Below are 23,661 nucleotides of genomic sequence, written 5' to 3' on the forward strand. Positions count from 1 at the left end.
CTCAGGCCGAAAGGCCCAGCCGCTGGCCCATGCCCGCGCGATCACGCAGGGCCTGCCACCAGTCCGTATTCTCCAGATACCACGCCACCGTCCGCCGCAGGCCCTCCTCCAGCGTCACGCTCGGGCGCCAGCCCAACTCGCTGGCAATCCGGCTCGGGTCGATCGCATAGCGCATGTCATGCCCCGGGCGGTCGGTGACGAAGGTGATCAGCTCTTCGCGCGGGCGGTCGGCGGGCCGGGCCTCGTCGAGCAGGCGGCAGATCATCCGCACGAGGTCGATGTTGCGGGCCTCGTTCTCGCCGCCAATGTTATAGCTCCGCCCGACCGCGCCGCGTTGGATCACCGTCAGCAGCGCATCGGCGTGATCCTCCACGAAGAGCCAGTCCCGCACATTTTCACCGCGCCCGTAAACCGGGATCGGTTTGCCCTCCAGCGCGTTCAGAATCACAACCGGCACCAGTTTTTCCGGAAAGTGGAACGGCCCATAATTGTTGGAACAATTCGTCATCACCACCGGCAGACCATAGGTCTCGTGCCAAGCCCGCACGAGGTGGTCGGAACTCGCCTTGGAGGCCGAATAGGGGCTGCGCGGGTCGTAGGCCGTGGTCTCGGTGAACTGCCCCTCCGCCCCCAGCGAGCCAAAAACCTCATCGGTGCTCACATGGTGAAACCGGAAGCCCTCGGGCTGGCCCTGCGCCTGCCAAAAGGCCCGCGCGGCCTCGAGCAGCTGGAAAGTGCCGATCACGTTGGTCTCGATAAAGGTCGCAGGCCCGTCGATCGAGCGGTCCACATGGCTTTCGGCGGCAAGGTGCATGATCGCATCGGGCTTGTGCTGCGCGAGCACCCGGTCGAGCGCCGCGCGGTCGCGGATGTCGACATGTTCAAACGCATAGCCCGGAGCATCGGCCACGCTGGCCACGTTGTCGAGGCAGGCGGCATAGGTCAGCGCGTCGAGGTTGACCACCTCATGCCCCGCCGCAATCGCCTGCCGCACCACAGCCGAGCCGATGAACCCGGCACCGCCCGTCACCAGCAGCTTCATGCGCTGCCCTCCCAAGTGAACGGGCTGTCAAAACCCGCGAGGCGGCGGGCCGCGGCGTCTTTCTCCGAAAGCACCGGCTCCGCGCCCTCCAAGCCCCAGTCGATCCCGATGTCGGGGTCGTCCCAGAGCAGCGCGCCCTCGGTTTCAGGCGCGTAGGTGTCGGAGCATTTGTAAACGATCTCGGTATCCGGCACCCGGGTCACGAAGCCATGGGCAAAGCCCGCGGGCACCAGCAGTTGTGCCCCGTTTTCCTCGGTCAACTCGGCGCCGAACCACTGGCCGTAGGTCGGGCTGCCCTTGCGAATATCGACCGCCACATCGAACAGCGCGCCACGCCCGCACCGCACCAGCTTGTCCTGCGCACGCGGCGGGGCCTGAAAGTGCAAACCGCGCAACGTCGGCGTCACCCGCGAAAGCGAGTGATTGTCCTGCACGAACACCGTGTCGATCCCCGCCTCCGCCAGCTTGGGCAGCGAGTAGGTCTCGGCGAAGTAGCCGCGATGGTCGCCAAAACGCGGCGGGGTAATCAGCATCACGCCGGGCAGGGGGGTCGGTTCTATCTTCACGGTGCCTTTCGCCTTTTGGCTGAAGTCATCTTAATCAGGCCGGAGCAATGCGGCCAGAGCGGATCATTTTTGCTGAAGCACCCGCGCCAGCGCCACCCGCCAATCAGGGCGGGGGATGCCAAAGGCGGCCTCGGTAGCGCTGCAATCGAGCCGCGAGTTGAGCGGGCGCTGCGCCGGGGTCGGGTAATCGCTGCTGGGGATGCGTGCGACCTCGCAGGTGATCCCGGCCTGGTCGAAAATCTCCATCGCAAACTCGGCCCAGCTGACATCCGGCGCACCCGCAAAATGATAGGTGCCGCTCTTGGCCGGGTCATCGCGCAGCGCGCGGGCGATGGCCACGCAGGCGGCGGCGATGTCGGCGGCTTCGGTCGGCCCGCCACGCTGATCGTCGACAATCGTCAGCCTGTCGCGCTCGGCCCCGAGCCGCAGCATGGTTTTCACGAAGTTCGCTCCATGGGCCGAGAACACCCAGGATGTCCGCAGAATCGCATGGGCTCCGCCCGCCGCGCGCACCGCCTCCTCGCCCGCCAGCTTGGTGCGGCCGTAGGCGCCGAGCGGTGCGGTCGCGGCGCCGGGCGCGCGCGGCTCATCGCCGCTGCCGTCGAAGACGTAATCGGTGGAGATATGCACCAGCGGCAGCCCGCGGGCGGCACAGGCCTTCGCGATCGCGCCCGGCGTTTCGGCGTTCACCTTGCGGGCCAACGCCTCCTCTTCCTCGGCCTTGTCCACGGCGGTGTAGGCCACGGCATTGATCACCGCATCGGCTTCTGCCTCGGCCACGATCCCGGCTGCGGCGGCCGGGTCGGCAAAATCCGCCTGCGCCCGCGGCACGCAAGTCACCTCAAGGTCCGCCTTGGCCAAGGCCGCAAGCTCGCGCGCCACCTGACCGGTTTCTCCGAACACCAGCAATTTCATGCAGTCTGGCTCCCGCCTCTCTCAGCTTACAAGTTCAGCGTCGTACCATTCGAACGTGCGCGCAATCCCATCGCGCAGGCTGTGGCGCGGCACAAAGCCAAGGTCGGCGCGGGCACGGGCGATACTGGCGCAGTTGTGGCGAATCTCCCCGCACAGCGCCGGGCCATGCTCCACCTGCAGCGCCGCGCCGGAACCAAGCGCGCGGAAGATGCTCACCACCTCGTTCAGCGAGGTCGGCACCCCGGTGCCCAGCTGGTAGAGTCCTTCGGCCCGCATGGCGACCGCGCCTGCGATGGCACGGGAGATATCATCGACATAGATGTAATCGCGCGTCTGCCCGCCATCACCGTTGATCCGCAGCGGCGCGCCCGCCAGCAACCGCCGGCAGAAATGCGGAATCACCCCGCCCTGCCGCCGCGACCTCGGGCCGTAGACGTTGGAAAACCGCAGCGAGACCCCGGCAAAATCCCAAGCGCTGGCATAGGCGGCCATCAGCGCCTCGGTGGCCAGCTTGGAGGCCCCATAGGGCGAAGCCGGGTTGGCCGTGGCGCTCTCGTCGATCGGCCCCTCGTCCTGCGAGACGGCACCGGTAGAGGCAAAGACAAAATGCGCATGCGGCGCGTGGCGGCGCAGATGGTCGATCAGCCGGTGCGAGCGGGCCGCGTTGTTCTCGAAGGTGCCGAGCGGGTCGATCATGCTCTGCTGCACCGAGGCCTGCGCCGCCAGATGCACCACCGCATCGCCGCTGGCCGCCAGCCTCAGCGCCGCGTCTGAGGTGAAACAGCCGGTGTGGAACTGGTCGAACACATCGCGTTCCGAGGCCGGTCCGTCGCTGTATCGATCGATCCCGATGAGGGTGACCTTGCTGCCGGTGCTGCGGAAATAATGGGCCAGATTCTGCCCGATGAATCCGCGCGCGCCGGTAATCACCACCTTCATCATGCACCCACACCCAGCATATCGTCTCCATCAAAAAGCCGTCGCCTGACCGGCTCCGCACACACGCGGAAGGTGCAATTCACTGCACTCCCTTGATTTTGCCTCTACGCGAAAGTGCCGCGCAGGCAAACCCTGATCCCCACGTAAGCCGGTCTCTCGGCGGAATACCCCCGCAAGTTGACCAAAGGGTTAACCATGCTGTGGAAACGCCGAAAAAGGGCTCAGACCCGCGCCGCCTTGGCCCGCAGGCGGTTCAGGCGGGCGCCGGGCAGGGGCGCCAGCTTTCCGGCGGTGAGATAGAGAATGTAGAGATCAAGGCAGAGGCTCCGGCGAGCGGTGTAGAGCCTGTCGATGGCCGCTTTCCGGGGCACGCAGAGCCGCACGTAAGTCTCTTCTGTCTCCTCCGCCGAGCGGCTGTGCTTCAGCAACCGCTCCTCGTGGCTGTGGTGCATGATCGTCGCCAGCCCGGTGATTCCCGGGCGGCTTTTCAGCACCTCGCCGTAGATCGCCGGAAACTGCTCCACGTATTGCCGCATCGGCGGGCGCGGGCCGACAAAGCTCATGTCGCCCTTCAGCACATTGAAGAGTTGCGGCAGCTCATCGAGCCGGAGGCGGCGCAGGGTCCGGCCCAGTGGGGTGATCCTGTCGGCCTTGTCCCCGCCCGACACGCCCACCTCGGCCTCACCCGAGCCCTTGCGCATGGTGCGGAACTTGTAAAGGTCAAACGGCACGCCCGGCGCCTTCATCCGTTCCGAGGTGTAAAGCGCAGGCCGCCCGTCGCGCAGGGCGATCACGCACCAAAGCACGGCCATCACCGGCAAACCCGGCACCAGCAGCAGCACCGCGAGTGCCACATCGAAGATCCGCTTTGAGGGTGTCACCCCGAGGTCTCCCGCCCGGCCCGGTGTCAGCCCGCCGCGGCGACGCCCGGCTCGCCCTGCAGCGCCGTGGCATCCGGGCGGCCAACGCAAACGTAGGCCTCGAACCCGGCAGAGCGGGCATCGTCGCGCGAGTAGATGTTGCGCAAGTCCGCCATGCGGGCGCCGCGCATCTCGCCGGCCATCCGGGTCAGATCCAGCGCGCGGAACTCGTTCCACTCGGTCAGCAGCACCAGCACATCCGCGCCTTTGGCGGCGGCATAGGGGTCTTCCTCCCACGTCACGCCGGGCAGCAGCGCCTCACCCTCGCGGCGGCCCTGCGGGTCCACCACGCGCACCTCGGCCCCGCCGCCCACCAGCGCGGGCACAATCGTGAGGCTCGGCGCCTCGCGCATGTCATCGGTGTTGGGCTTGAAGGTCACGCCCAGCACCGCCACGACCTTGCCGTTGAACGAGCCGTCACAGAGGTCGCGCAGCTTCTCGACCATCCGGCGCTTCATGTCCTCGTTCACGGCAATGACCGCCTCGGTAATCTCAAGCGGCACCGCATGGTCCTGCCCGATCCGGGCCAGCGCCTTGGTGTCTTTCGGAAAGCACGAGCCGCCATAGCCCGGCCCGGCGTGGAGAAACTTGTTTCCGATCCGCCCGTCGAGACCCATCCCCTTGGAGACCGCCTTGATATCCGCGCCCACCCGCTCGCAGAGCATGGCGATCTCGTTGATGAAGGTGATCTTCGTCGCCAGAAAGGCGTTGGCCGCGTATTTGATCATCTCGGCAGACTCCAGATCGGTGTAGACGATCGGAAAATCACGCAGGAATAGCGGGCGGTAGATATCGCCCATCACCTCTTGGGCCGGCTCCGTCTCGACGCCCACGACAACCCGGTCCGGCCGCATGAAATCGTCAATCGCGGCGCCCTCGCGGAGGAACTCGGGGTTGGAGGCCACATCAAAGCTGCCCTCCTCACAGGTCTTGGCGATGATCTCGTAAACCTTGCGGTTGGTGCCGACCGGAACGGTGGACTTGGTGACAACCACGGTGAACCCGTCGAGCGACTGGGCGATCTCCTCGGCAGCGGCGAATACATAGGTCAGGTCAGCATGGCCATCGCCCCGGCGGGTCGGTGTGCCCACGGCGATAAACACGGCATCGGCCCCGGCCACCGCAGGCGCGAGATCCTCGGTGAAGGTCAGGCGCCCGGCGGCCACGTTCTTCGCCATCAGCACGTCCAGCCCCGGTTCGTAGATCGGCACCTCGCCCCGGTTCAGCTGCGCCACCTTTTCGGGGTTTTTGTCGACGCAAACGACCTCATGCCCGAAATCCGAGAAACATACCCCCGAGACCAAGCCCACGTAGCCCGTGCCGATCATCGCAATCTTCATCGTCCGCCCATCCTTATGCGCCTTGCGGTTCTGCCGCCCCTGAATGGCGGCAGCGGCGCTCAAAAGCAACCTGTGCAACGGTGTTTCCCAATTGGCGCCTTATTCTGGCCGTCTCGGGGGGATTGTCTGCACTCAAAGCAGATGGTGGGGGCCAGATGCTTGAGGTAACCAATGCAGAAGGCACTTCGCCTGGCCCTCGGGGCCGTGATGACAGTGGCGAGCCTGTCCACATCCGCCAGCGCCTGCACCCGTGGTGCGGTTTCCGGCGCCAACGTAGCGATCGACCCGGCCCGGCTGAACCAGCCACTGCTGGATGCCGCCATCGCCGTTGAAGTGAACTACCAACGCTGCCGCAAGGGGCTGTCTCCGCTGGCCGATGCACCCGCGCTGCGCAACGCCGCCCTTGGTCACGCCAAGTGGATGGCCCGCAACAGCAAGCTCAGCCACAAATCCACCCGCCCCGGCCGCGCCACGGTGAAGGCCCGCATCCTCGCCTCCGGCCTCAAAATCCGCCGTGGCTCCGAGAACATCGCGCGCGTGGCGCTCTATCAGGTCGAGGGCAGCACCGGCTACCGGATCGTCAATGCCTCCGCATGCCAGTTCGCCACCCCTGCGGGCAAACGCATCGGGCGGCACAGCTATGCCTCGCTCGCCCGCTACACCGTCACGCTCTGGATGAACTCGCCCAGCCACCGGGTCAACATCCTCGGGCGCAAGTACAACATGGCCGCCACGGCGGTTGCGCACGACCCCCGTGGTCGCGCCTGCGGATCGCTGTTCATCACTCAGAACTTCGCGGGCTGAAACGCCCCACCACGGGCAGCGTGACGATTCCGCCACAAATCCGTGTCGGACCGGCCCGTGCAGGGCCGTCCAACCCCTCTGTTTTCAAACGATTTTCGGGCCCACACCCCTAGGATGACTTAAGGTCATACGAAGATTCCCGCCGATTGCGCCGGAAAACGTCATCTGCCGCTTTACGGTTAACGCCCTGATAACAATAATGGCTGTGAAAGTTTTCGCGTAACGGAGCCAGACATGTTCAAGATTCTCACCACCGCCGCCTTCGCCTCCGCGCTGGCCACTTCCGCCTTCGCTGGCGGCTTCGAAGAGCCCGATCTCGAAGGCGAAGTCTTCGTTGAAGAGAGCGGCAGCTCGGCGTCCAGCGGCCCGTCGCTCGGCGGCGCCAACGCCGGCCCGATCATCGGCGGCGTTCTGGCTCTGGCCGTCATCGGCGCCCTCGCCGGCTCCGACGACGACACCGCCGAAGAGCCGACCCAGGCTGTGCAAAACTGAGGTCAGGCCAACGGCCAAGAATTCAGACGCCCGTCGGGGAGACCCGGCGGGCGTTTTCTGTTTCCGGGTAAGCCCCTGAAATTTAGTTATAATGCCTGTCGTACCACTCCACGAAGGCCCGCACGCCCTGCGTGATATCGGTCTGCGGCAGCGGGCCCACGAGCTCGGTAAGCAGCGTGGTATCGGCCCATGTGGCAGGCACGTCGCCGGGCTGCATCTCCATCATGTTCTTCTGCGCGGTCTCGCCCAGCGCCGCTTCGATGGCCTCGATGAAGGTGCCCAGTTCCACCGGCGCGGCATTGCCGATGTTCACCACCCGCCACGGCGCCACGGGTGAAAGGCTGTCGGCCTCGCCCACCGGCGCACCGCGCTCGGGCGCCACATCCACAAGCCGCCGGATGCCCTCCACCAGGTCGTCGATATAGGTAAAATCCCGGCGCATTTTGCCGTGGTTGTACACGTCAATCGGCTCCCCGGCGCGAATCGCCTTCACGAACTTGAAGAGCGCCATATCGGGCCGCCCCCACGGGCCATAGACCGTGAAAAAGCGGAACATCGTGATCGGCAGGCCGTAAAGATGGGCGTAGCTGTGTGCCATCGCCTCGTTGGCAGCCTTGGTCGCGGCATAGAAGCTCATCTGATGCGCCACCCGGTCCGTCTCGGCATAGGGCATCTTCTCGTTCGCGCCATAAACGCTGGAAGTCGAGGCCATCAGCATATGCTTGGGCGGGTGGGCACGGGCAGCCTCCAGCAAGCGGAAGGTGCCAATCAGGTTGGCCTCCACGTAGCTCTCCGGCGCGTCGATCGAGTAGCGCACCCCCGCCTGCGCGGCGAGGTGAATCACGATCTCGGGCGCGTGCTCCTCCAGCAACTCCTCCAGCCGCCCCGGCTCCTCCAGCCGGGCCTCTACCGCGCTGAACCCCTCGCTCTGCATCAGCCGCTGCTGCCGCCGCTGCTTGAGGCTCACGTCGTAGTAATCGGTCATCGCATCCAGCCCGATGACCCGGAAGCCATCGTCCAGCAAACGGCGCGAGATATGAGAGCCGATGAACCCGGCGGAACCGGTCACGAGCGCGGTGCGGGTCATCGGGCGTTACCTGCGCAGGAGTTGAATCGCGATGTAGCCGATCTCCGGCCCCATCCACTGGCGCGAGTTCCAGATCGTGCCATCCCCGGCGACCTGGTAGATGTTGGTAAAGGTTTGGCCGCCGCCACGGCAGATTTCCACCATCCGCACCGCGCCCACCGTGCCCGCCGTCGCAGTCTGGATCGGCTCGGCCTTGTCGCGGCTGATCCGGCAGTCGAACCGGGTCGGGACTTCGTCGTTCTCGCCATTGAGCCAGCGCATCACCCGCACCGCCTGCCCGGCGCGTCGGCCGGTGACGAGCGCGGTGCTCTGGGTGATCTCCGAGGACATCAGGTCAAACCCAACACCTCGCGTCTCCGCCAGCATCCCGCGCCGCAGCACTAGCGTCTGGCCCTCGGTGGTCAGATAGGTCCGCCACGGCCCGCGCGTCTCCTGCTCGCCGAGCGCGGCCAGCTGGGTGTTGTCGCGCAGCAAAATCATGATCGCCGAGCCGCGGATGCGCTGCAGTGCCACCGGGATCAGCGCGGCCACCTGCGCCGGGGTCACCTCCTGCGGCTTGCCGCGCTTGGCGGTCACGCTCTGCACCGCCATCTGCAACAGCCCCGGCCCTTGCCGTGCCGGGTCGTTGCTGCACCCGGCCATCACCGCAAGGGCGGCCAGCGCCCCGATCCAACGCATCTTCCGCATCATCTCCAGAACCGCCCCCACCGGTCTTCCAGCTCAGGGCGATGGGTGTCGCGCACCGTGTCATAGAGCCTCCCGTTGACCGAGAGCTTTGCGCCCCCGTCCCGCGCCAGCGAGCGTAGCGTGGTGCCCGCGGTCTTCTTGCTCGGCTGCCCGGTAAAGAAGCTGTAAGGCACGGTCACCCGGATGCCCTTGTCAAAGGAGCCTTCGCCAAAGTCCTCCGCCGAAACATCGGTGACCGTGGCATAGGCCCCGATCCGCCAGCCGTTGTCGAACTCCCGGTCCAGCGCCACGGTCGCGCCCCAGTCGCCCGCAAGGTAGCGGCCCACATCAAGCGTGCCGTGATAGCCGTTGCCAAAGTCGTAGTAGGCCGAGACATGGCCGGTCACGACTTCGTATTCGCGGAAGCTGAAGAGCTGGTCATAGTCCCGCTGCTTCACCCAGTTCAGCTCGCCGCCCAGCGCAAGGCGGCTGTCGACCGGCTTCCACAGCAGCTCGCCCGAAACCCCGCCAAACATCGATTCCAGCATGCCCACCGTGAGGCGGCTGTAGAGGTTGGGGCCGGGGCGGCCATAGTAGGCCAGCGTCAGCCGCTCGATCGCCGGGTCGCCCTCGGCAGCATAGAGCGCCGCATCCGAACGAACATGCGGCAGCACCGAGGTCGAGGGGTTCTCATCCTCGCCCCCATTGCCGAACACCTTCTTGGTGATCGCGCCCTCAAGCACCCAGCCCGGCGCAAGGTCATACCGGCCCGAGAGCCGCAGGCCCACGTCGCCGCGCAGGGGGCTTTCAGGATCAAAGGCCGTAAGTGCCACATAGGGCGAGAGAGACCACGTGAACCGCGGATACTGCCCGGGCAGATACTCCAGCCCCGCCGGATCGGGCGCAGCGGCGGTATCGGTGATCTGCGCTGCGGCCAGCACCGGGGCCGAACCCGCGTGCTCAAATGCCTCAAGGTCGCTGCGCCGGAGCGTCACCCGAGCGCCCGGCACCCCGTTTTGCACCGGAACGAGGCTGAAGGTCTCGACCGAGGCGGGCAGGGCGCGGGTCAGAATGCGCGAGATACGCCCCATCGCCTGCGGCTCGGCAATGTAGCGGGTGTTGCGATAACGCAGCTCGATACTCCGCCCACTATAGGCCATCGCCTCGAGGATCAGCCCTTCCTTGGCCATCGCATTGCCCAGCACCCGGCGCAGGCCGGGCTTGGTCGCCGGATCACTCGCCCAGGCGGTGTCCCACGCGCCGGGGTCCGACCGGCGGGCAGGGCGCCCGGCCACCGGCAACGGCGCGGTCTCGTTGCCCGGCCCCACCGCAGGCTTGCGCGGGTTGGTGCTGAAGCTGAGCTGCACCGCCACCTCAGAGCCGCCGATATAGGCCGCCTGCAAATGCGCGTTCTCGCGGATCTTGTAATCGAGGCCAAAGTTCCACGGGCTCTTGCGGTCGATCAGGTCGTCGCCCGCCTCGTCCACATAGCCCGCCGTGGAGTATTCGGCCTTCAGCGTCAGCCTGTCGCTGGCCTGAAAGGCGAGGCCGCCAAAGGCCGCCACATCGCCCTGAAACCAGCTGCTGGCGTTCACCGTGCCGCCTTCATCGCCGGGGATGTAAGGCTCGCGCTCGCCCGCGCTGCCGATCACCCCATAGCGCGCCAGCCCGCCCCAGCCGAGCCCGGCGCTGAACCGCAGTCGCGGCGAAACCGTCTTGGTCGCCACGATGTATTCGCCGCTGTAAATCCCGCTGCCCAAAAAGTCCTGAAAGCCAACCGCCACCGCCGGCCACCACTTTCCAGGCTGCTCCTGAAGCACCTGAAACTTCAGGTCAAAGCTCCGGTCGGAGAGCGGCTCGCCGTCCATGTAATAGTCTTCGATGCGCGAGTAGCGGAAGCTGCCGGTGATCCGCGGCGCAAGCTGAAATGAGAAGCTCGCCCGCGTCTGCCCGCCCATCGAAGTGAGCGTGGCCGAGATCTGCCCATCCTCCAGCGCCTCCGCAGAGGGCATCGAGAGGATGCCGGGCGTCCCGAAAAGCGTCAGGCTGTCGGTGATCTGGGGGTCGGCCTTGGTGGCCCGCGGCCCGGCTCCCGCCACGAGGCCCGCTACCAGCGCCACAGCACTCACACCCGCCCAACTCTTGATCCGTGCCACGGCTCGCCCCTCGCATCCTGTCGGCACCCGACTATAGCAACGGCACGTCACCGCAAAAGCCCTCCGCTCACAAAGTGGAGGATTGTCGCCGTTCTACATCGCCCGTCATTGGCCCCAGCAGTCGCCCGGCACCCGCCAGACCTGCTGCGGCCGCCGCCGAAAGGCCCCCTCCCGGGGGATGATCGGCTCCAGCGCCTCGGCCCCCTCGCAGATCGGCGGGTCTGCGCGGCGGGTCACATAAAGCAGCTCGCCTGCGCCGCCCGGCCACGCATGGCTCTGCACATAGTGGTTTGGCGGGCGGCCCAGTTCAGGGCGAGCATAGGCCTCCAACCCAATGATCTGCCCCTCCACGCCCCGGCCCCGGATGCGGTAGAAGAGGTCGGCCAGCACGTCGCGGTCGTCGGCCACGATGGTCGTCACCCCCGCCGTCTCCGCCCGCGCGGCGATCTCGGCGCTCATCTCGATCCGGCCCAGATAGCGCTCCATCAGCAACGGCCCGTCGCCCAGCCGCAGCGAGGCGGCAAAGACGGTTGCGCCCACCAGCACCACAGCAAAACCCGTGCCCAGCGCAAGGCTCGCCCCCATCGCCCAGCGGCCCCAGCCGCGTACCACGATCACGGCGGCAATGGTGCCCGCCAGATAGGCCGCGGCCGCCCAGTTGGCATAGGCCTTCGAAAGCAGCGCCTGCCCGCAGACCAGCGCAAGGATCGGCAGGGAGAACCACAGCAGCATCGCGCTCCGCCGCCGCACCGCCGACCACAGCAGCCCCGCCAGCAGCACCGGCCCGAACACCACGATTTGCGCCCCGGCAAACTCCGCCAGCGACGCCCAGTTCAGGCCCGCCCGTTTGCCCGGGTCGCGCACCCAATCGGCATTGTCCATCGTGTGCTCGAGGGTCGAGAGCCCATTCTGAATGTTCCAGATCACGTTGGGCGAGATCACGATCAGCAGCGCCACCAGCGCCGCCACCGCATCACCCCAGCGCACCCGCGCCGAGGGTACGCACAGCGCCGCCAACCCGGCGCAAAGCACGTAGTAGATGCCCGCGTATTTGCTCATCACCGCCAGCCCCACGCAGGCCCCGGCCACCACCGCCGCCACGCGGCTCTGCTCGCGGATCACCCGCACCCACGCCCAGAGAGCGCCTGCAAGAAAGGGGAACATCACCGTGTCGGTGCTGATCAAAAAGCTGCCCACCGCGACCAGCGGCAGGGTGATGTAACTCGCCGCCACGAGGATCGCCGTGCGCCTGTCGGCCAGTTCCGCCGCCAGCCCGGCCAGCAGCAGCGCGGTGATCCCGTGCAGAACCGCCGCCGGGGCGCGGAGCCAGAAGGCCGCATCGCTGCCCGCCAGGTCGGTGACCGCCCGCAGCAGCCAGCCAATCATCGGCGGCTTGGAATAGTAGCCAAAGGCCAGCTCCTGCCCCCAGAGCCAGTATTGCGCCTCATCCACAAAGATCTCGGCCTGCGCAAAGGGCAGCAGCGCGAGGCGAAACACCACCAACGCCGCCACCACCGCAAACGCAGGGCCAAACCAGCCCGCGCCGTCAGGCTTCGCGCTTGCTGACATGGATCAGGTAGAGATTGCGAACATAGATGAAGAGCCCCATCGCCTGCCCCAGCACGAACACCGGGTCCTTCCGATAAAGTGCATAGGCCAGCAAGATCAGCCCGCCGAAGATCGAAAAGTACCAGAACGCCAGCGGCACCACCGACCGGCGGGCCCGCTCCGAGGCGATCCACTGCACCAGAAACCGGGCGGTGAACATCAGCTGCCCGCCCAGCCCGATGATCACCCACCAGAACTCAACCCACGTCTCGACATGCAGGATGTTGAAGAGCCACTCAGCCATCCGGCGTGATCTCCGTGGGGTTCTGCGTCTTGCGCCGCTTGATCAGCCAAGCCACGCCGATCAGGTCATAAACTCCCACCAGCGCCCGGCCGAAATTGGTGTATTTGCTCCGCCCCGCAGCCCGCTCGGCATGGCTCACGTCCACATGGGCGATCTCCCAGCCGTCCCGCCGCATCAGCGCAGGCAGGTAGCGGTGCATGTGGTTGAAGAACGGCAGGGCCAAAAAGGCATCTCGGCGAAAGCCCTTGAGCCCGCAGCCGGTGTCGCGCGTGCCATCCTTTAGGATGCGGGCGCGCAGACCATTGGCAAACTTGCTCGCCCAGCGCTTGCTGGCGGTGTCCTGCCGGTCCACCCGCTGGCCCGCAACGAGGCCCAGCTTGCCCGTGGTGTCGGCCAGCAGCGGGCCGTAGAGCTTGGGCAGCTCCTCCGGCGGGTTCTGCCCATCGCCATCCAGCGTCACGCAAACCGCGCCCCGCGCCGCCCGCACGCCCGAATGCACCGCCGCACTCTGCCCGGCGGGCCTGGGGTGTTGCAGCACCCGAATGCGGGCATCCTCCCGCGCCAGCTTGAGAAGCTCATCGCCCGTCGCATCGGTGGAGCCGTCGTTCACCGCCACCACCTCGAACTCGACATCCGCGCAGGCAGTCACGATCCGGCCGATCAGCGGCGCCGCGTTCTCCGCCTCGTTCATCATCGGGATCACCACCGAAACCTTGGGAGACATGCGCTCAGCCCCGCGCCAGCGTGTCGCCCAGCGCCAGCACCGGCTCCAGCTCGGTCACCGTGCCGCCGCCCTCGCCCGCCAGATCGCCGCTCGCCGTGCGCTCCGCCACGATCCGCGCCGCCGCCTCGCCAATCTCTCGGCGGCAGGCATCCATCGTCGCCAGCTTTTGCGGGAAGGCGGCCAGCATCTCCAGCGCGTTGAAGCCTGCAAGCCCCAGCTCGCCGGGGATGTCGATGCCCGCCGTCAGGCAATGCAGCATCCCGCCCGCGCCGATCATGTCGTTGGAATAATAGATAAAATCCAGCTCCGGCGTGCGCTCCAGCATGGCCGCCGTCATCTCGCGCCCCTTGGCGAGGCCGCTGCCACCCGCATAAAACTCCCGGTCCCGCACCTCCAGCCCGGCGCGGGCGAGCGCCGTGGTGAACCCCTCGAACCGCTTTCGCGCCCGGTGATCCAGCGGCATCTTGGTGCCCGCAAATCCGATGTTCTTGTAGCCCGCCCCTGCAATCGCCTCGGCCATCATCCGCCCCGCGCGGCGATGGCTGATGCCCACCATAGAGTCGATCGGCTCGCCGTCCACGTCCATGATCTCCACCACCGGACAGCCGGCGTTCGCCAGCATCGCGCGGGCCGCATCGGTGTGTTCCAGCCCGGCCACGATCACGCCCGAGGGCCGCCACGAGAGCATCTCGTACAGCACCTTCTCGGCGCGCTCGGGCTTGTAATGGGTCACGCCAACCACCGGCTGAAGGTCGGTGTCGTCCAGCACCGCACCGATGCCCGTTAGCACCTCGGGAAAGACCATGTTGCTCAGCGAGGGGATCACCACCGCCACAAGGTTCACCCGGCTCGAGGCCAGCGCCCCCGCGATCTTGTTGGGCACATATCCAAGCCGTTTGGCAGCGGCGAGCACCTTTTCCCGCGTGGCCTGGCTCACATCACCCCGGTTCCGCAACACCCGGCTCACCGTCATTTCGCTGACACCCGACGCCTCCGAAACGTCTCGGAGCGTCAATGGGCGGCGCGGCGGGATGGGCTTGGGAGCGTCCTGGTTCAACGGAGCGGGCCTTTCAACGGGTCTTTCTCCCTGCTTACCGCCTTATGAACGCCTGTCCAAGCGGTTGCCGTGTCACAGCCGGATGGCGCGATAGCTCAGGATCTTGTCGCAAGCCTCTTCCAGCGTCAGATGCTCCCACTCCTTCGCATAGAGGTAATCCAGCCATTGCGGGTCGATGATGCGGGCGGAAAGTTCGGCCACATAGGCCTCCTCCTCCGCCTCCGGCACCTCCGCGTTCACCAACCGGCGCAGCCGGGGCTCCAGCTCCTCGCGGGTAAAGGGCTGCAGGGCAGTCACCTGCCCTAAAGCTCGATGTCCGGCAGGCTGTCGAGCGCGGCGGTCAGGGCCTCGCCCCAGCCGCTGGAGATGCGCTGGAAATCGGCATCATCGGCCTCGATCCGGCTCTGGTAGCCCAGCGTCAGGCTGCCCTCTTCGTAGAACTGCACATCGAACGGCAGGCCGACCGTCAGGTTGGCCTTCACCGTGGAGTCGAAGCTCACCATCAGCAGCTTCACCGCCTCGGCAAAGCTCATCTCCGGGCGGTAGGCGCGCACAAGGATCGGGCGGCCATATTTGGTCTCCCCGATCTGGAAGAACGGCGTGTCGTCCCCCGCTTCGATAAAGTTGCCTTCCGGGTAGATCAGGAACAGCCGAGGCGCGGTGCCATCGATCTGGCCACCAAGGATCAGCGTCGCGCCAAAGGCGGCGGCCTGCTGGCCTGCCTGCTCATGCTCGGCGATCACATCCTTCAGCACCTTGGCCACCATCCGGGCGACCTGGAACATGCTGGGCGCCTCCAGCAGCGAGGGGTTCCGCTCGCTCTGCGCCTTGGTCCGCTCCTCGAGGATCGAAACCACCGCCTGCGTCGTCGCCAGATTGCCCGCGCTCATCAGGGTGATCACCCGCTCGCCGGGCACCTCCCACGAGTGCATCTTCTTGAAAACGCTGATGTTATCGACGCCCGCATTGGTCCGGGTGTCAGACATGAAAACGAGCCCGCGATCGAGCTTCATTCCGACGCAATAGGTCATGTTACTGTTCTTGGCTCTGGCTCATCTGTTGCGCCACCTCTATGGCGACGGAGAGGGATTCTTCCTCGCCACCGGTGCGCGTTCCAGTTACCGGCGCAGCGCCCGCATAGTCCAGCCCTGTCGCAACGCGAACGTAGCGTGTGTCGGGCGACTGATCGTTGCTCACGTCAAAGCCAACCCAGCCCAGCGCGTCCACATGGGCCTCGGCCCAGCCGTGCATCGCCTCCTGGCTCTGGCGGTCGTCCAGCATCAGGTAGCCCGAAACGTAGCGCGCCGGATGGCCGAGCAGCCGCGCGGCGGAGATGAACACATGGGCCTGATCCGAGCACACGCCCTTGCCAGCCTCCATCACCTTTTCCGCGCTCCAGTCCGAGGCCGAGGCGCCCGCGGTGTACTTCACCGCCTTGGCCACCGCCGACATCAGCGCATGCAGCTGGTCCAGCCCCTCGCGGCCGTGCAGCGAGCGGGCCAGCTCCCGCACATGCGGGCCGGGCTTGGTCTGCGGGGTCTGCCGGTCGAACAGCCAGAGCGGCGTCAGGCTCTCATGCGGGCCGATCACGCCGTTGGTCTCTTCCAGCTCCACCTCGCCCTCGCTCCGCAAAAGCAGCTCGGTCTCGCCGGGGGTGATCGAAATCAGTTCAACCGTGTTGCGGTGCTGGTCCTCGTACTGCAGCTCTTTCTTGCCGCCGATCACGGAGGTCTCCCAGCTCACAACCTTCTGGTTGCGGTAGGATTTGGGCGTTTTCCGCATCTGTTGCAGCCCATAGCGCACCGGCTCCGAAAAGCTGTAGCGGGTCTCGTGGGCAATCTTCAGGCGCATTGTCTGTCCGGCCTATTCATAAAACCGATAGTCGACCTCAATCTGGCGGCTGAGCTCGCCCAGCGCAATGAGGATCTCCTGGATGAACTCGTGCAGCCCGATATCGAAGATTTCATCGATGCTGCGTTCCTTGAGCCGTTTGCCAAGTTGCACGGCAAGGTCGTGGCTTGTGGCAGTCTCGCCGTAGTCATGGGCAAGGTAGCCGAGGTTGTCCTGCAACTTCTTGGCGCAGAAGTAGAGACTGCGCGGCATCCGCCCGTCGAGAATGAGGAAGGCGGCAATGTCGCGCGGGGTCGGGTTGTGGCCATAGACCATCCGAATGCCGCTTTCGCCGCTGACCGAGCGCAGGATCGTCTCCCACTGCACGTTGTCGAGCTGCGAGCCCACCGCATTGGCCGAGGGCAGCAGCACGTAGTATTTCACATCAAGGATACGGCCGGTGTTGTCGGCCCGCTCTAGGAAGGTGCCGATCCGGGCAAAATCGTAGATGTCGTTGCGCAGCAGCGTGCCGTGGGTCGCGCCGCGCACCAGCGCGGTGCGCTGCCGGATCAGGCCCAACGCCTGCGGCAGGTCGCGCTCGTTCACCTTGCGCTTCAGCAGCTCCTTCAGCCGCATCCAGCAGCCGTTCATCGCCTCCCAAGTCTCATGGGTCAGCGCGCCGCGCACCTGCCGGGCGTTGTTGCGCGCCGCTTCCACCGCGCTCATCACCGAAGAGGCGTTGTCCTTGTCGCGCAGCATCCAGTCGATGACCGTGTCTTTGCTGAGCTCGTCGTATTTTTCAAAGTAGCCGAGATCGACCGAGGCGGTCTGAAGCACGCTCGCCCACTCGTCGTCGTTTTCCTGATTCCGGGTGAGCGCAATGCGCTGGCCGGTCTCGATCATCCGGGTGATGTTCTCGGCCCGCTCAAGGTAGCGGTACATCCAGAACAACCCGCCTGCCGTCTTGCCTAGCATCGCGTCAGTCCTCCAGCACCCAAGTGTCCTTGGTGCCTCCGCCCTGGCTCGAGTTCACCACGAGGCTGCCCTTCTTCAGGGCCACGCGAGTGAGGCCGCCGGGGGTGATGTTCACCCCTTCCGGGCTGACGAGCACGAAGGGCCGCAGGTCCACGTGGCGCGGAGCAAGGCCCGCCTTGGTCATGATCGGCACGGTCGAAAGGCTGAGCGTGGGCTGGGCAATGTAGTTGCCCGGCTTCGCCTCCAGCTTCTTGCGGAACTCGGCCAGCTCCTTCTTGCTCGCGGTCGGCCCGATCAGCATGCCGTAGCCGCCCGAGCCATGCACTTCCTTCACAACCAACTCGTCGAGGTTGTCGAGCACGTATTTCAGGCTCTCCGGGTCGTTGCAGCGCCATGTCGGCACGTTCTGGAGGATGGCTTTCTCGCCGGTGTAGAACTCCACGATCTCCGGCATGTAGCTGTAAATCGCCTTGTCATCGGCAATGCCGGTGCCCGGCGCGTTGGCGATGGCGATGTTGCCCGCGCGATAAACATCCATGATCCCCGGCACGCCCAGCGCGCTCTCGGGGTTGAAGGTCAGCGGGTCGATGAAATCATCGTCGATCCGGCGGTAGATCACGTCGATCGGCTTGTAGCCCTGCGTCGTCCGCATCGCCACGCGCCCGTCAACAACCCGCAGGTCGGAGCCTTCGACCAGCTCCACACCCATCTGATCGGCAAGGAAGGCATGCTCGAAGTAGGCAGAGTTGTAGCTGCCCGGCGTGAGCACGGCGACCGTGGGCGTGCCCTCGGCACAGCTCGGCGCACAGGCCGAGAGCGAGCGCAGCAGCGAGCGCGGATATTGGCTCACCGGCTGCACGCGCGTCTGGCTGAACAGCTCGGGGAACATCTTGTACATGGTCTCGCGGTTTTCGAGCATGTAGCTCACACCGCTCGGCGTGCGGGCGTTGTCCTCCAGCACGTAAAACTCGTCGTCGCCGGTGCGCACGAGGTCGATGCCGACGATATGGGTATAAACCCCGCCAGGCGGGGTCACGCCCACCATCTCCGGCAGGTAGGCCTCGTTGTTCTTGATCATCTCCACCGGCAGCCGCCCGGCGCGGACGATCTCCTGACGATGATAGATGTCATGCAAGAAGGCGTTGATCGCGCGGACCCGTTGCTCGATGCCGCGGGTGAGCTTCTTCCACTCCGCCCCGCTGATGATCCGCGGCACGATGTCGAAGGGGATCAGCCGCTCCTCGGCGGCGGCCTGCCCATAGACGTTGAAGGTGATGCCGGTGAGCCGGAAAACCTCCTCCGCTTCGCGCTGTTTCGCCCGCAGTCTCGCCGGGTCTTCGCCCTCGAACCACTGCCCGAATTGGGAGTAAGGCGCCCTGAGCGCGTCTTCTCTCCCCCACATCTCGTCAAAGATTTTTGTCATTGCTTCAATTATCCACGTCCCCGATGGCAATACAAAGCGAAATGACACAGAATCCTGTATCTCCCCGAGATTGCCCGTTTTTTAGGCGTCCGCCAAGCCCCTGAGGGTGGCCGCGATGGCCCGGACGGCAGCGCCGAGGTCGTCCGATTCCGCATGTTCGTCGGGCCTATGGCTCACGCCGCCACGGCAGCGGATGAACAGCATGGAAATGGGGCAAAGATCAGCAATTGCGCTGGCGTCATGGGTGGCGCCGGAGGTCAGCTCCAGCCCCTTGCCCCCGCCCTGCTGCACCGCCTTGACCAGCGCTGCCCGCAGGCGCGGGTCGCAGGGCGCGGCAGGCTGGGCATAAGTGCGCCGGGCTTCCAGCGTCAGCCCCATATCGGCGGCCACGCGACTGGCGAAGCTGGCAATCGCCTGCCCCGCCTCCTCCCGCGCCGAGTCGTCTTCGCTGCGCAGTTCCACCGGCATCCGCACCTCGCCCGGCACCGCGTTCACCGCGCCCGGGCGCACATCCACCTGCCCGACCGTCGCCCGCAGCCCCGGCGTCGCCCGCGCCAGCCGGTCGACCTCGGCAATCACCCGCGCCGCGCCCACCAGCGCATCCTTGCGCGCCTCCATCGGCACCGTCCCGGCATGGCCCGTCTCCCCTTTGAACGTCAGCGCATGGCGCTCGATCCCGCAGATGCCCGTGACCACGCCCAGCGCCTCGCCTTCGGCCTCAAGCACCGGCCCCTGCTCGATATGCGCCTCGAGGTAACCCAGCGCCTGCGCCCGGTCCCGCGCCACCTGCGGAATCGCTTCCGGGTCGCAGCCAAAGCCCTCCAGCGCCGCCCGAAGGCTCACGCCGTCGCGGTCCACCATGTCGAGCACCGCCATATCCACCGTGCCCGCCACCGCCCGGCTGCCGACGAGGGCTGTCGGAAAGCGCACCCCTTCCTCATCGGCAAATGCCATGACCTCCACCGCGAAGGGCAGCACCACGCCCTCCTCCGCCAGCAACTGCATCGCCATCACCGGCAAGACCACGCCCGCGATCCCGTCAAACGCCCCGCCCTGCGGCACCGAGTCCTGATGGCTGCCCATGTAGAAGGTGCCTGCCCCGCCGCCCTCTGCGCGGCCCACCAAACTCGCGGCGGCATCCAACTCCGGCACCAGCCCGGCGCCACGCATCATCTCCCGCAGGTAATCCACCGCCTGCCGATGCTCCGGCCCGTAGGGCAGGCGGGTCACGCCGGGGCCGGGCGCCGAGATCTCCGCCAAGGCCTGCAAATGCCGCGCGGTCTCTGCGCCCCAATCGGTTCCGCTGCCGGTCATTCCTCCGGCTCCGGCACCAGCGTGCCGGTCAGCGCCTCATCCAGCACCCGTTCCGGGGCCTCCAGCGTTGGCACCTGTCGCGCCCAATCGCCGTAATCCCCGCTCGTGGCCCGCTCCAACAGCGCACCCAACGCCTCCAGTGGCTGCTCCGAGTAATCCACCCGCAACGTCAGCGGTGCCGCATCGGGCCGCAGCACCAGCAGCGCCGCCGAGAGCAGCCCGCGCTTGTCGCTGCCGCCGTTCGCCGCCGCCCAGAGTGCCGCCATCAGGCGATCGGGCAGGCTGCCCTGCGCCTTGAGGTAGGCCTGCGCCATCGCCTCCGGCAGCTCCGCGCTGCCCAGCATGTTGCCAGCCGCCACCCCGCCCTCGAAAACATGCGAGGCCACCAGCGCCGTGTTTCGCTTTCCGCTGAAGCAGGCTCCCGCGCCGCCCATGTCCAGAGCCGAGAGCTGCCGCCAGTCGCGCCCCTCATCCGGGCCGGTCACTGCCTCCACCGCCGCGGCGGCGCTCATTCCGCCTGCCATCTCGTTCAGCACCTGCTCGCCCCAGATCGTCGAGGGCGCCGCGCCTTGGCTCGCGCTCATCCCCGCGCCCCACCGGCCCCGCAGCACCCAGCCGCCCACGCAGAGGCTTCCGGTCGCCGCCGCACCGGCAATGGCGTTTGTTTGGGCGTCCTGCACAAGAATCGAGAAAGTCATATCGGCGCGGGGCTCCTTGCGAAGAAATTTATCATGAAAAATTGACCGGTCAAATTTATCATGATTAATTTCTCACACGAACACCCGGCTTCCGCAAGGGAATCGCCGCCATAAAAACCACAGGGAGATGCTCCAATGACCCTCTTCAACTGGACCCGCCGCGCGGTCCTCGCTGCCGGAGCCGCGCTCGCGCTGGCACCGATGGCGGCCACCGCGCAAACACCCGAGGGCGTGCTGATCGTCGGCCAGGTGGCCGAACCCAAGTCGCTCGACCCGGCCGCCGTAACCGCGGTGAACGACTTCCGCATTCTGGTGAACCTCTACGAGGGCCTGACCCGCTACAAGCCGGGCACGCTCGAGGTCGCCCCCGGTCTGGCCGAAAGCTGGGAGGTGTCGGAGGACGGCACTGAATATACCTTCAAGCTGCGCGAGGGCGTCACCTTCCACGACGGCACGCCCTTCAACGCCGAGGCGGTCAAATTCAACTTCGACCGGATGCTCAACGAGGATCACCCCTTCCACAACACCGGCCCCTTCCCGTTGGCCTTCTTCTTCTCCTCGGTCGAGGAGACAACGGCGGTCGATGAGACCACCGTGAAGTTCAAACTCTCCGCGCCCTACGCGCCCTTCCTGAGCAACCTCGCCTACCCCACCGGCCTCATGGTCTCCCCCGCCGCCGTCGAGGCAGGCGGTGCCGACTTTGGCCGCGCACCCGTCGGCACCGGCCCTTTCAAGTTCGTCGAATGGCGCGCCAACGAGGCGGTGGTGATCGACAAGTATGAGGAGTATTGGGGCGAGCCTGCCGGGGCGCAGGCCGTTGTCTTCCGCCCGATCGAAGATGCCAACACCCGCGTCGCCGAGATGATCGCCGGCGGCATCGACATGATGGTCGAGGTGCCTCCCACCGCGCTCTCCCAATTCGAGGGCGACGGCTTCAACGTGGTCGAGCAGGCAGGCCCCCACGTCTGGTTCCTGATCCTGAACGCCAAGGAAGGCCCGCTGGCCGACAAGAAGGTGCGTCAGGCGGTGAACTACGCCATCAACAAGGAAGCCATCGTCAACGATGTGCTCGAAGGCACCGCCGAGGTCGCCGCAGGCCCCACGCCGCCCGCCTTCGCATGGGCCTATAACGACAGCCTCTCGCCCTATCCCTACGACCCTGAGAAGGCCAAGGCCCTGCTGGCCGAAGCCGGGGCCGAGGGCGCCTCGCTCACCTTCTACGTGACCGAAGGCGGCTCCGGCATGCTCGATCCGGTCGCCATGGGCACCGCGATCCAGGCCGACCTCGCCGCCGTGGGCCTCGACGTAAGCATCGAAACCTACGAGTGGAACACCTTCCTCGGCAACGTGAACCCGGGTCTCGAGGGCAAGGCAGACATGGCCGAAATGGCATGGATGACCAACGACCCCGACACCCTGCCCTATCTGGCCCTGCGCACCGACGCCTGGCCCGACAAGGGCGGCTTCAACTCGGGCTACTACTCCAACCCCGAGGTCGACGCCCTGCTCGAAGAGGCCCGCACCGCCGTGGATCAGGAAAAGCGCGCCGAGCTCTACAAGCAGATGCAAGAGATCGTGCAGGACGACGCCCCCTGGGCCTTCATCGCGAACTGGAAGCAGAACGCCGTCACCAACGACCGCGTCGAAAACTTTACGCTGGAGCCCTCCTTCCTGCTCCAGCTCGAAAAGGTGGTGAAAAAGTAACGAGTAACCACCGGCTGCTCCACGGCTTCCCCCGGCTCTCCTCGCACTCGCGATGAGGACCGGGGCGCCGGGAGCGGCCACCGCGGCGGGCACCTGTGTGACCTCCCCGTGCCCGCCGCACCCCCCACGCAGGGTGCGCCGTCACCGCGCATCACACCGCAGGAGACATCATGGGCAGCTACATCCTCAAACGCCTCGTCGCCGCGATCCCGGTGCTCATCGGCGTCTCCGTCCTCGTCTTCTTCATCATGGCGATGATCCCGGGCGATCCGGCCCTCGCCATCCTCGGCGCCTACGCCACGCCCGAGAACGTCGCCAAGATCAACGCCGACCTCGGGCTCGATAAGCCCCTCGTGCAGCGCTACTTCATCTGGCTCGGCAACATGCTCACCGGCGATTTCGGCCGCAGCTACTCTCAGAACAAACCGGTGATCGACGAGGTGATGGGCCGCTTCGGCAACACCCTCATCCTCGCCGGCGTCGCCTTCGTGCTCTGCTCGGTGCTCGGCATCCTCGCCGGGGTGGTCTCGGCGGCGCGGCAATACGGCCTCGCCGACAAGCTGATCACCTTCACCGTCCTCATCGGCATCTCCATCCCAAGCTTCTTTCTGGGCATGATCCTGATCATCATATTCGCACTGAAACTGCGGATGTTCCCGGTCTCCGGCATGTATCTCATCTACGGCGGCGGCGGCCCGGTGGACCTGATGAACCATCTCGTCCTCCCCGCCTCCGCCCTCGCCGTGGTCGCCACCGGCGTCATCGCCCGCCTCTCCCGCTCCGCCATGCTCGAGGTGCTCCGGCAGGACTATATCCGCACCGCCCGCGCCAAGGGCGTTGGCGAGCGCCGGGTCATCATGGGCCACGCCCTGAAGGCCGCGATGGTCTCGATCATCCCCGTCCTCGGCATACAGGCCGGCTTCGTGGTCTCGGGCGCGGTCTATATCGAGATGGTCTTCGACTGGCCCGGCATCGGCCAGATGCTGGTCAACGCCATCTCCCAGCGTGACGTGCTGCTGGTCCAAGGCGGCGTCGTGGTGGTCGCCGCCTGTTACGTGCTCTTCAACATCGTGGTCGACGTCGCACAGGCCCTGCTCGACCCGAGGATCAAGTCATGAGCTGGGTACAGAGAGCCGCGCGATCGACAGACCGCGGGG

General features: G+C 66.3%; 24 protein-coding genes. 4 read left to right on the top strand and 20 right to left on the bottom strand.

Annotation, left to right across the window (positions count from 1 at the left end):
- Window position 1: 1 nt before the first annotated feature.
- The 6 genes from rfbB to ACUXVX_RS01305 all read right to left on the bottom strand — a co-directional run bounded on the left by rfbB (window position 2) and on the right by ACUXVX_RS01305 (window position 5,722).
- Complete coding sequence (rfbB, locus tag ACUXVX_RS01280; protein WP_446310023.1) at window positions 2–1,042, bottom strand: dTDP-glucose 4,6-dehydratase; 1,041 nt, start codon at window positions 1,040–1,042, stop codon at window positions 2–4.
- Window positions 1,039–1,608 (bottom strand): dTDP-4-dehydrorhamnose 3,5-epimerase, encoded by a 570-nt coding sequence (gene rfbC, locus ACUXVX_RS01285; protein WP_446310024.1) that lies wholly within the window; start codon window positions 1,606–1,608, stop codon window positions 1,039–1,041. The genes rfbB and rfbC overlap by 4 nt, the downstream gene beginning before the upstream one ends.
- A gap of 63 nt (window positions 1,609–1,671) precedes the next feature.
- On the bottom strand, window positions 1,672–2,523 hold the full coding sequence (gene rfbD / locus ACUXVX_RS01290) for a dTDP-4-dehydrorhamnose reductase (RefSeq protein ID WP_446310025.1): 852 nt from the start codon (window positions 2,521–2,523) through the stop codon (window positions 1,672–1,674).
- Between the two features lie 21 nt (window positions 2,524–2,544).
- On the bottom strand, window positions 2,545–3,465 hold the full coding sequence (locus ACUXVX_RS01295; RefSeq protein WP_446310026.1) for an NAD-dependent epimerase/dehydratase family protein: 921 nt from the start codon (window positions 3,463–3,465) through the stop codon (window positions 2,545–2,547).
- 218 nt (window positions 3,466–3,683) lie between these two features.
- Entirely contained in the window at window positions 3,684–4,343 is a 660-nt protein-coding gene (locus tag ACUXVX_RS01300; protein ID WP_446310027.1) for a sugar transferase, read from the bottom strand.
- Between the two features lie 26 nt (window positions 4,344–4,369).
- Window positions 4,370–5,722, bottom strand: coding sequence for a UDP-glucose dehydrogenase family protein (locus ACUXVX_RS01305; protein WP_446310028.1), 1,353 nt, complete (start codon window positions 5,720–5,722; stop codon window positions 4,370–4,372).
- Window positions 5,723–5,893: 171 nt separating this feature from the next.
- Between ACUXVX_RS01305 and ACUXVX_RS01310 the strand changes: the two genes are divergently transcribed.
- A complete protein-coding gene (locus ACUXVX_RS01310; protein WP_446310029.1) occupies window positions 5,894–6,526 on the top strand; it encodes a CAP domain-containing protein in 633 nt (210 codons plus the stop codon).
- A 234-nt stretch (window positions 6,527–6,760) separates the two neighbouring features.
- Entirely contained in the window at window positions 6,761–7,018 is a 258-nt protein-coding gene (locus ACUXVX_RS01315; RefSeq protein WP_222471410.1) for a hypothetical protein, read from the top strand.
- An 82-nt stretch (window positions 7,019–7,100) separates the two neighbouring features.
- On the opposite strand, the gene ACUXVX_RS01320 is transcribed toward ACUXVX_RS01315, so the two are convergent.
- From ACUXVX_RS01320 to ACUXVX_RS01385, 14 genes are all read right to left on the bottom strand, one after another.
- The gene (locus ACUXVX_RS01320) at window positions 7,101–8,105 is read right to left on the bottom strand and encodes an NAD-dependent epimerase/dehydratase family protein (RefSeq protein WP_446310030.1); all 1,005 of its coding nucleotides are present in this window, start codon (window positions 8,103–8,105) and stop codon (window positions 7,101–7,103) included.
- Window positions 8,106–8,111: 6 nt separating this feature from the next.
- Window positions 8,112–8,792 (bottom strand): YjbF family lipoprotein, encoded by a 681-nt coding sequence (locus tag ACUXVX_RS01325; protein ID WP_446310031.1) that lies wholly within the window; start codon window positions 8,790–8,792, stop codon window positions 8,112–8,114.
- Window positions 8,792–10,927, bottom strand: a complete 2,136-nt coding sequence (locus tag ACUXVX_RS01330; protein WP_446310032.1) for a YjbH domain-containing protein — start codon at window positions 10,925–10,927, stop codon at window positions 8,792–8,794. Before ACUXVX_RS01330 ends, ACUXVX_RS01325 begins: the two co-directional genes overlap by 1 nt.
- A 105-nt stretch (window positions 10,928–11,032) precedes the next feature.
- On the bottom strand, window positions 11,033–12,496 hold the full coding sequence (locus tag ACUXVX_RS01335) for an ArnT family glycosyltransferase (RefSeq protein ID WP_446310033.1): 1,464 nt from the start codon (window positions 12,494–12,496) through the stop codon (window positions 11,033–11,035).
- Window positions 12,474–12,779 (bottom strand): lipid-A-disaccharide synthase N-terminal domain-containing protein, encoded by a 306-nt coding sequence (locus ACUXVX_RS01340; RefSeq protein WP_222471406.1) that lies wholly within the window; start codon window positions 12,777–12,779, stop codon window positions 12,474–12,476. The genes ACUXVX_RS01335 and ACUXVX_RS01340 overlap by 23 nt, the downstream gene beginning before the upstream one ends.
- Entirely contained in the window at window positions 12,772–13,503 is a 732-nt protein-coding gene (locus ACUXVX_RS01345) for a glycosyltransferase family 2 protein (protein WP_446310034.1), read from the bottom strand. The genes ACUXVX_RS01340 and ACUXVX_RS01345 overlap by 8 nt, the downstream gene beginning before the upstream one ends.
- A gap of 4 nt (window positions 13,504–13,507) precedes the next feature.
- Window positions 13,508–14,536 (bottom strand): LacI family DNA-binding transcriptional regulator, encoded by a 1,029-nt coding sequence (locus tag ACUXVX_RS01350; protein ID WP_410000901.1) that lies wholly within the window; start codon window positions 14,534–14,536, stop codon window positions 13,508–13,510.
- A 96-nt stretch (window positions 14,537–14,632) separates the two neighbouring features.
- Window positions 14,633–14,857 (bottom strand): hypothetical protein, encoded by a 225-nt coding sequence (locus tag ACUXVX_RS01355; protein ID WP_446310035.1) that lies wholly within the window; start codon window positions 14,855–14,857, stop codon window positions 14,633–14,635.
- A 5-nt stretch (window positions 14,858–14,862) separates the two neighbouring features.
- Complete coding sequence (locus ACUXVX_RS01360; RefSeq protein WP_222471402.1) at window positions 14,863–15,591, bottom strand: peptidase; 729 nt, start codon at window positions 15,589–15,591, stop codon at window positions 14,863–14,865.
- A gap of 1 nt (window position 15,592) precedes the next feature.
- Entirely contained in the window at window positions 15,593–16,411 is an 819-nt protein-coding gene (locus tag ACUXVX_RS01365; protein WP_446310036.1) for a transglutaminase family protein, read from the bottom strand.
- 12 nt (window positions 16,412–16,423) lie between these two features.
- Complete coding sequence (locus ACUXVX_RS01370; protein WP_222471400.1) at window positions 16,424–17,365, bottom strand: alpha-E domain-containing protein; 942 nt, start codon at window positions 17,363–17,365, stop codon at window positions 16,424–16,426.
- 4 nt (window positions 17,366–17,369) lie between these two features.
- Window positions 17,370–18,788, bottom strand: a complete 1,419-nt coding sequence (locus ACUXVX_RS01375; protein ID WP_222496220.1) for a circularly permuted type 2 ATP-grasp protein — start codon at window positions 18,786–18,788, stop codon at window positions 17,370–17,372.
- Window positions 18,789–18,869: 81 nt separating this feature from the next.
- Window positions 18,870–20,102, bottom strand: coding sequence for a M20 family metallo-hydrolase (locus ACUXVX_RS01380; RefSeq protein WP_446310037.1), 1,233 nt, complete (start codon window positions 20,100–20,102; stop codon window positions 18,870–18,872).
- Entirely contained in the window at window positions 20,099–20,800 is a 702-nt protein-coding gene (locus ACUXVX_RS01385) for a DUF1028 domain-containing protein (protein WP_446310038.1), read from the bottom strand. The genes ACUXVX_RS01380 and ACUXVX_RS01385 overlap by 4 nt, the downstream gene beginning before the upstream one ends.
- 135 nt (window positions 20,801–20,935) lie before the next feature.
- Between ACUXVX_RS01385 and ACUXVX_RS01390 the strand changes: the two genes are divergently transcribed.
- Window positions 20,936–22,504, top strand: coding sequence for an ABC transporter substrate-binding protein (locus ACUXVX_RS01390; protein ID WP_446310039.1), 1,569 nt, complete (start codon window positions 20,936–20,938; stop codon window positions 22,502–22,504).
- Window positions 22,505–22,674: 170 nt separating this feature from the next.
- Entirely contained in the window at window positions 22,675–23,622 is a 948-nt protein-coding gene (locus tag ACUXVX_RS01395) for an ABC transporter permease (protein ID WP_446310040.1), read from the top strand.
- The last annotated feature ends 39 nt before the right edge of the window (window positions 23,623–23,661 follow it).

The sequence above is a fragment of the Vannielia sp. SX4 genome, from assembly GCF_052828525.1.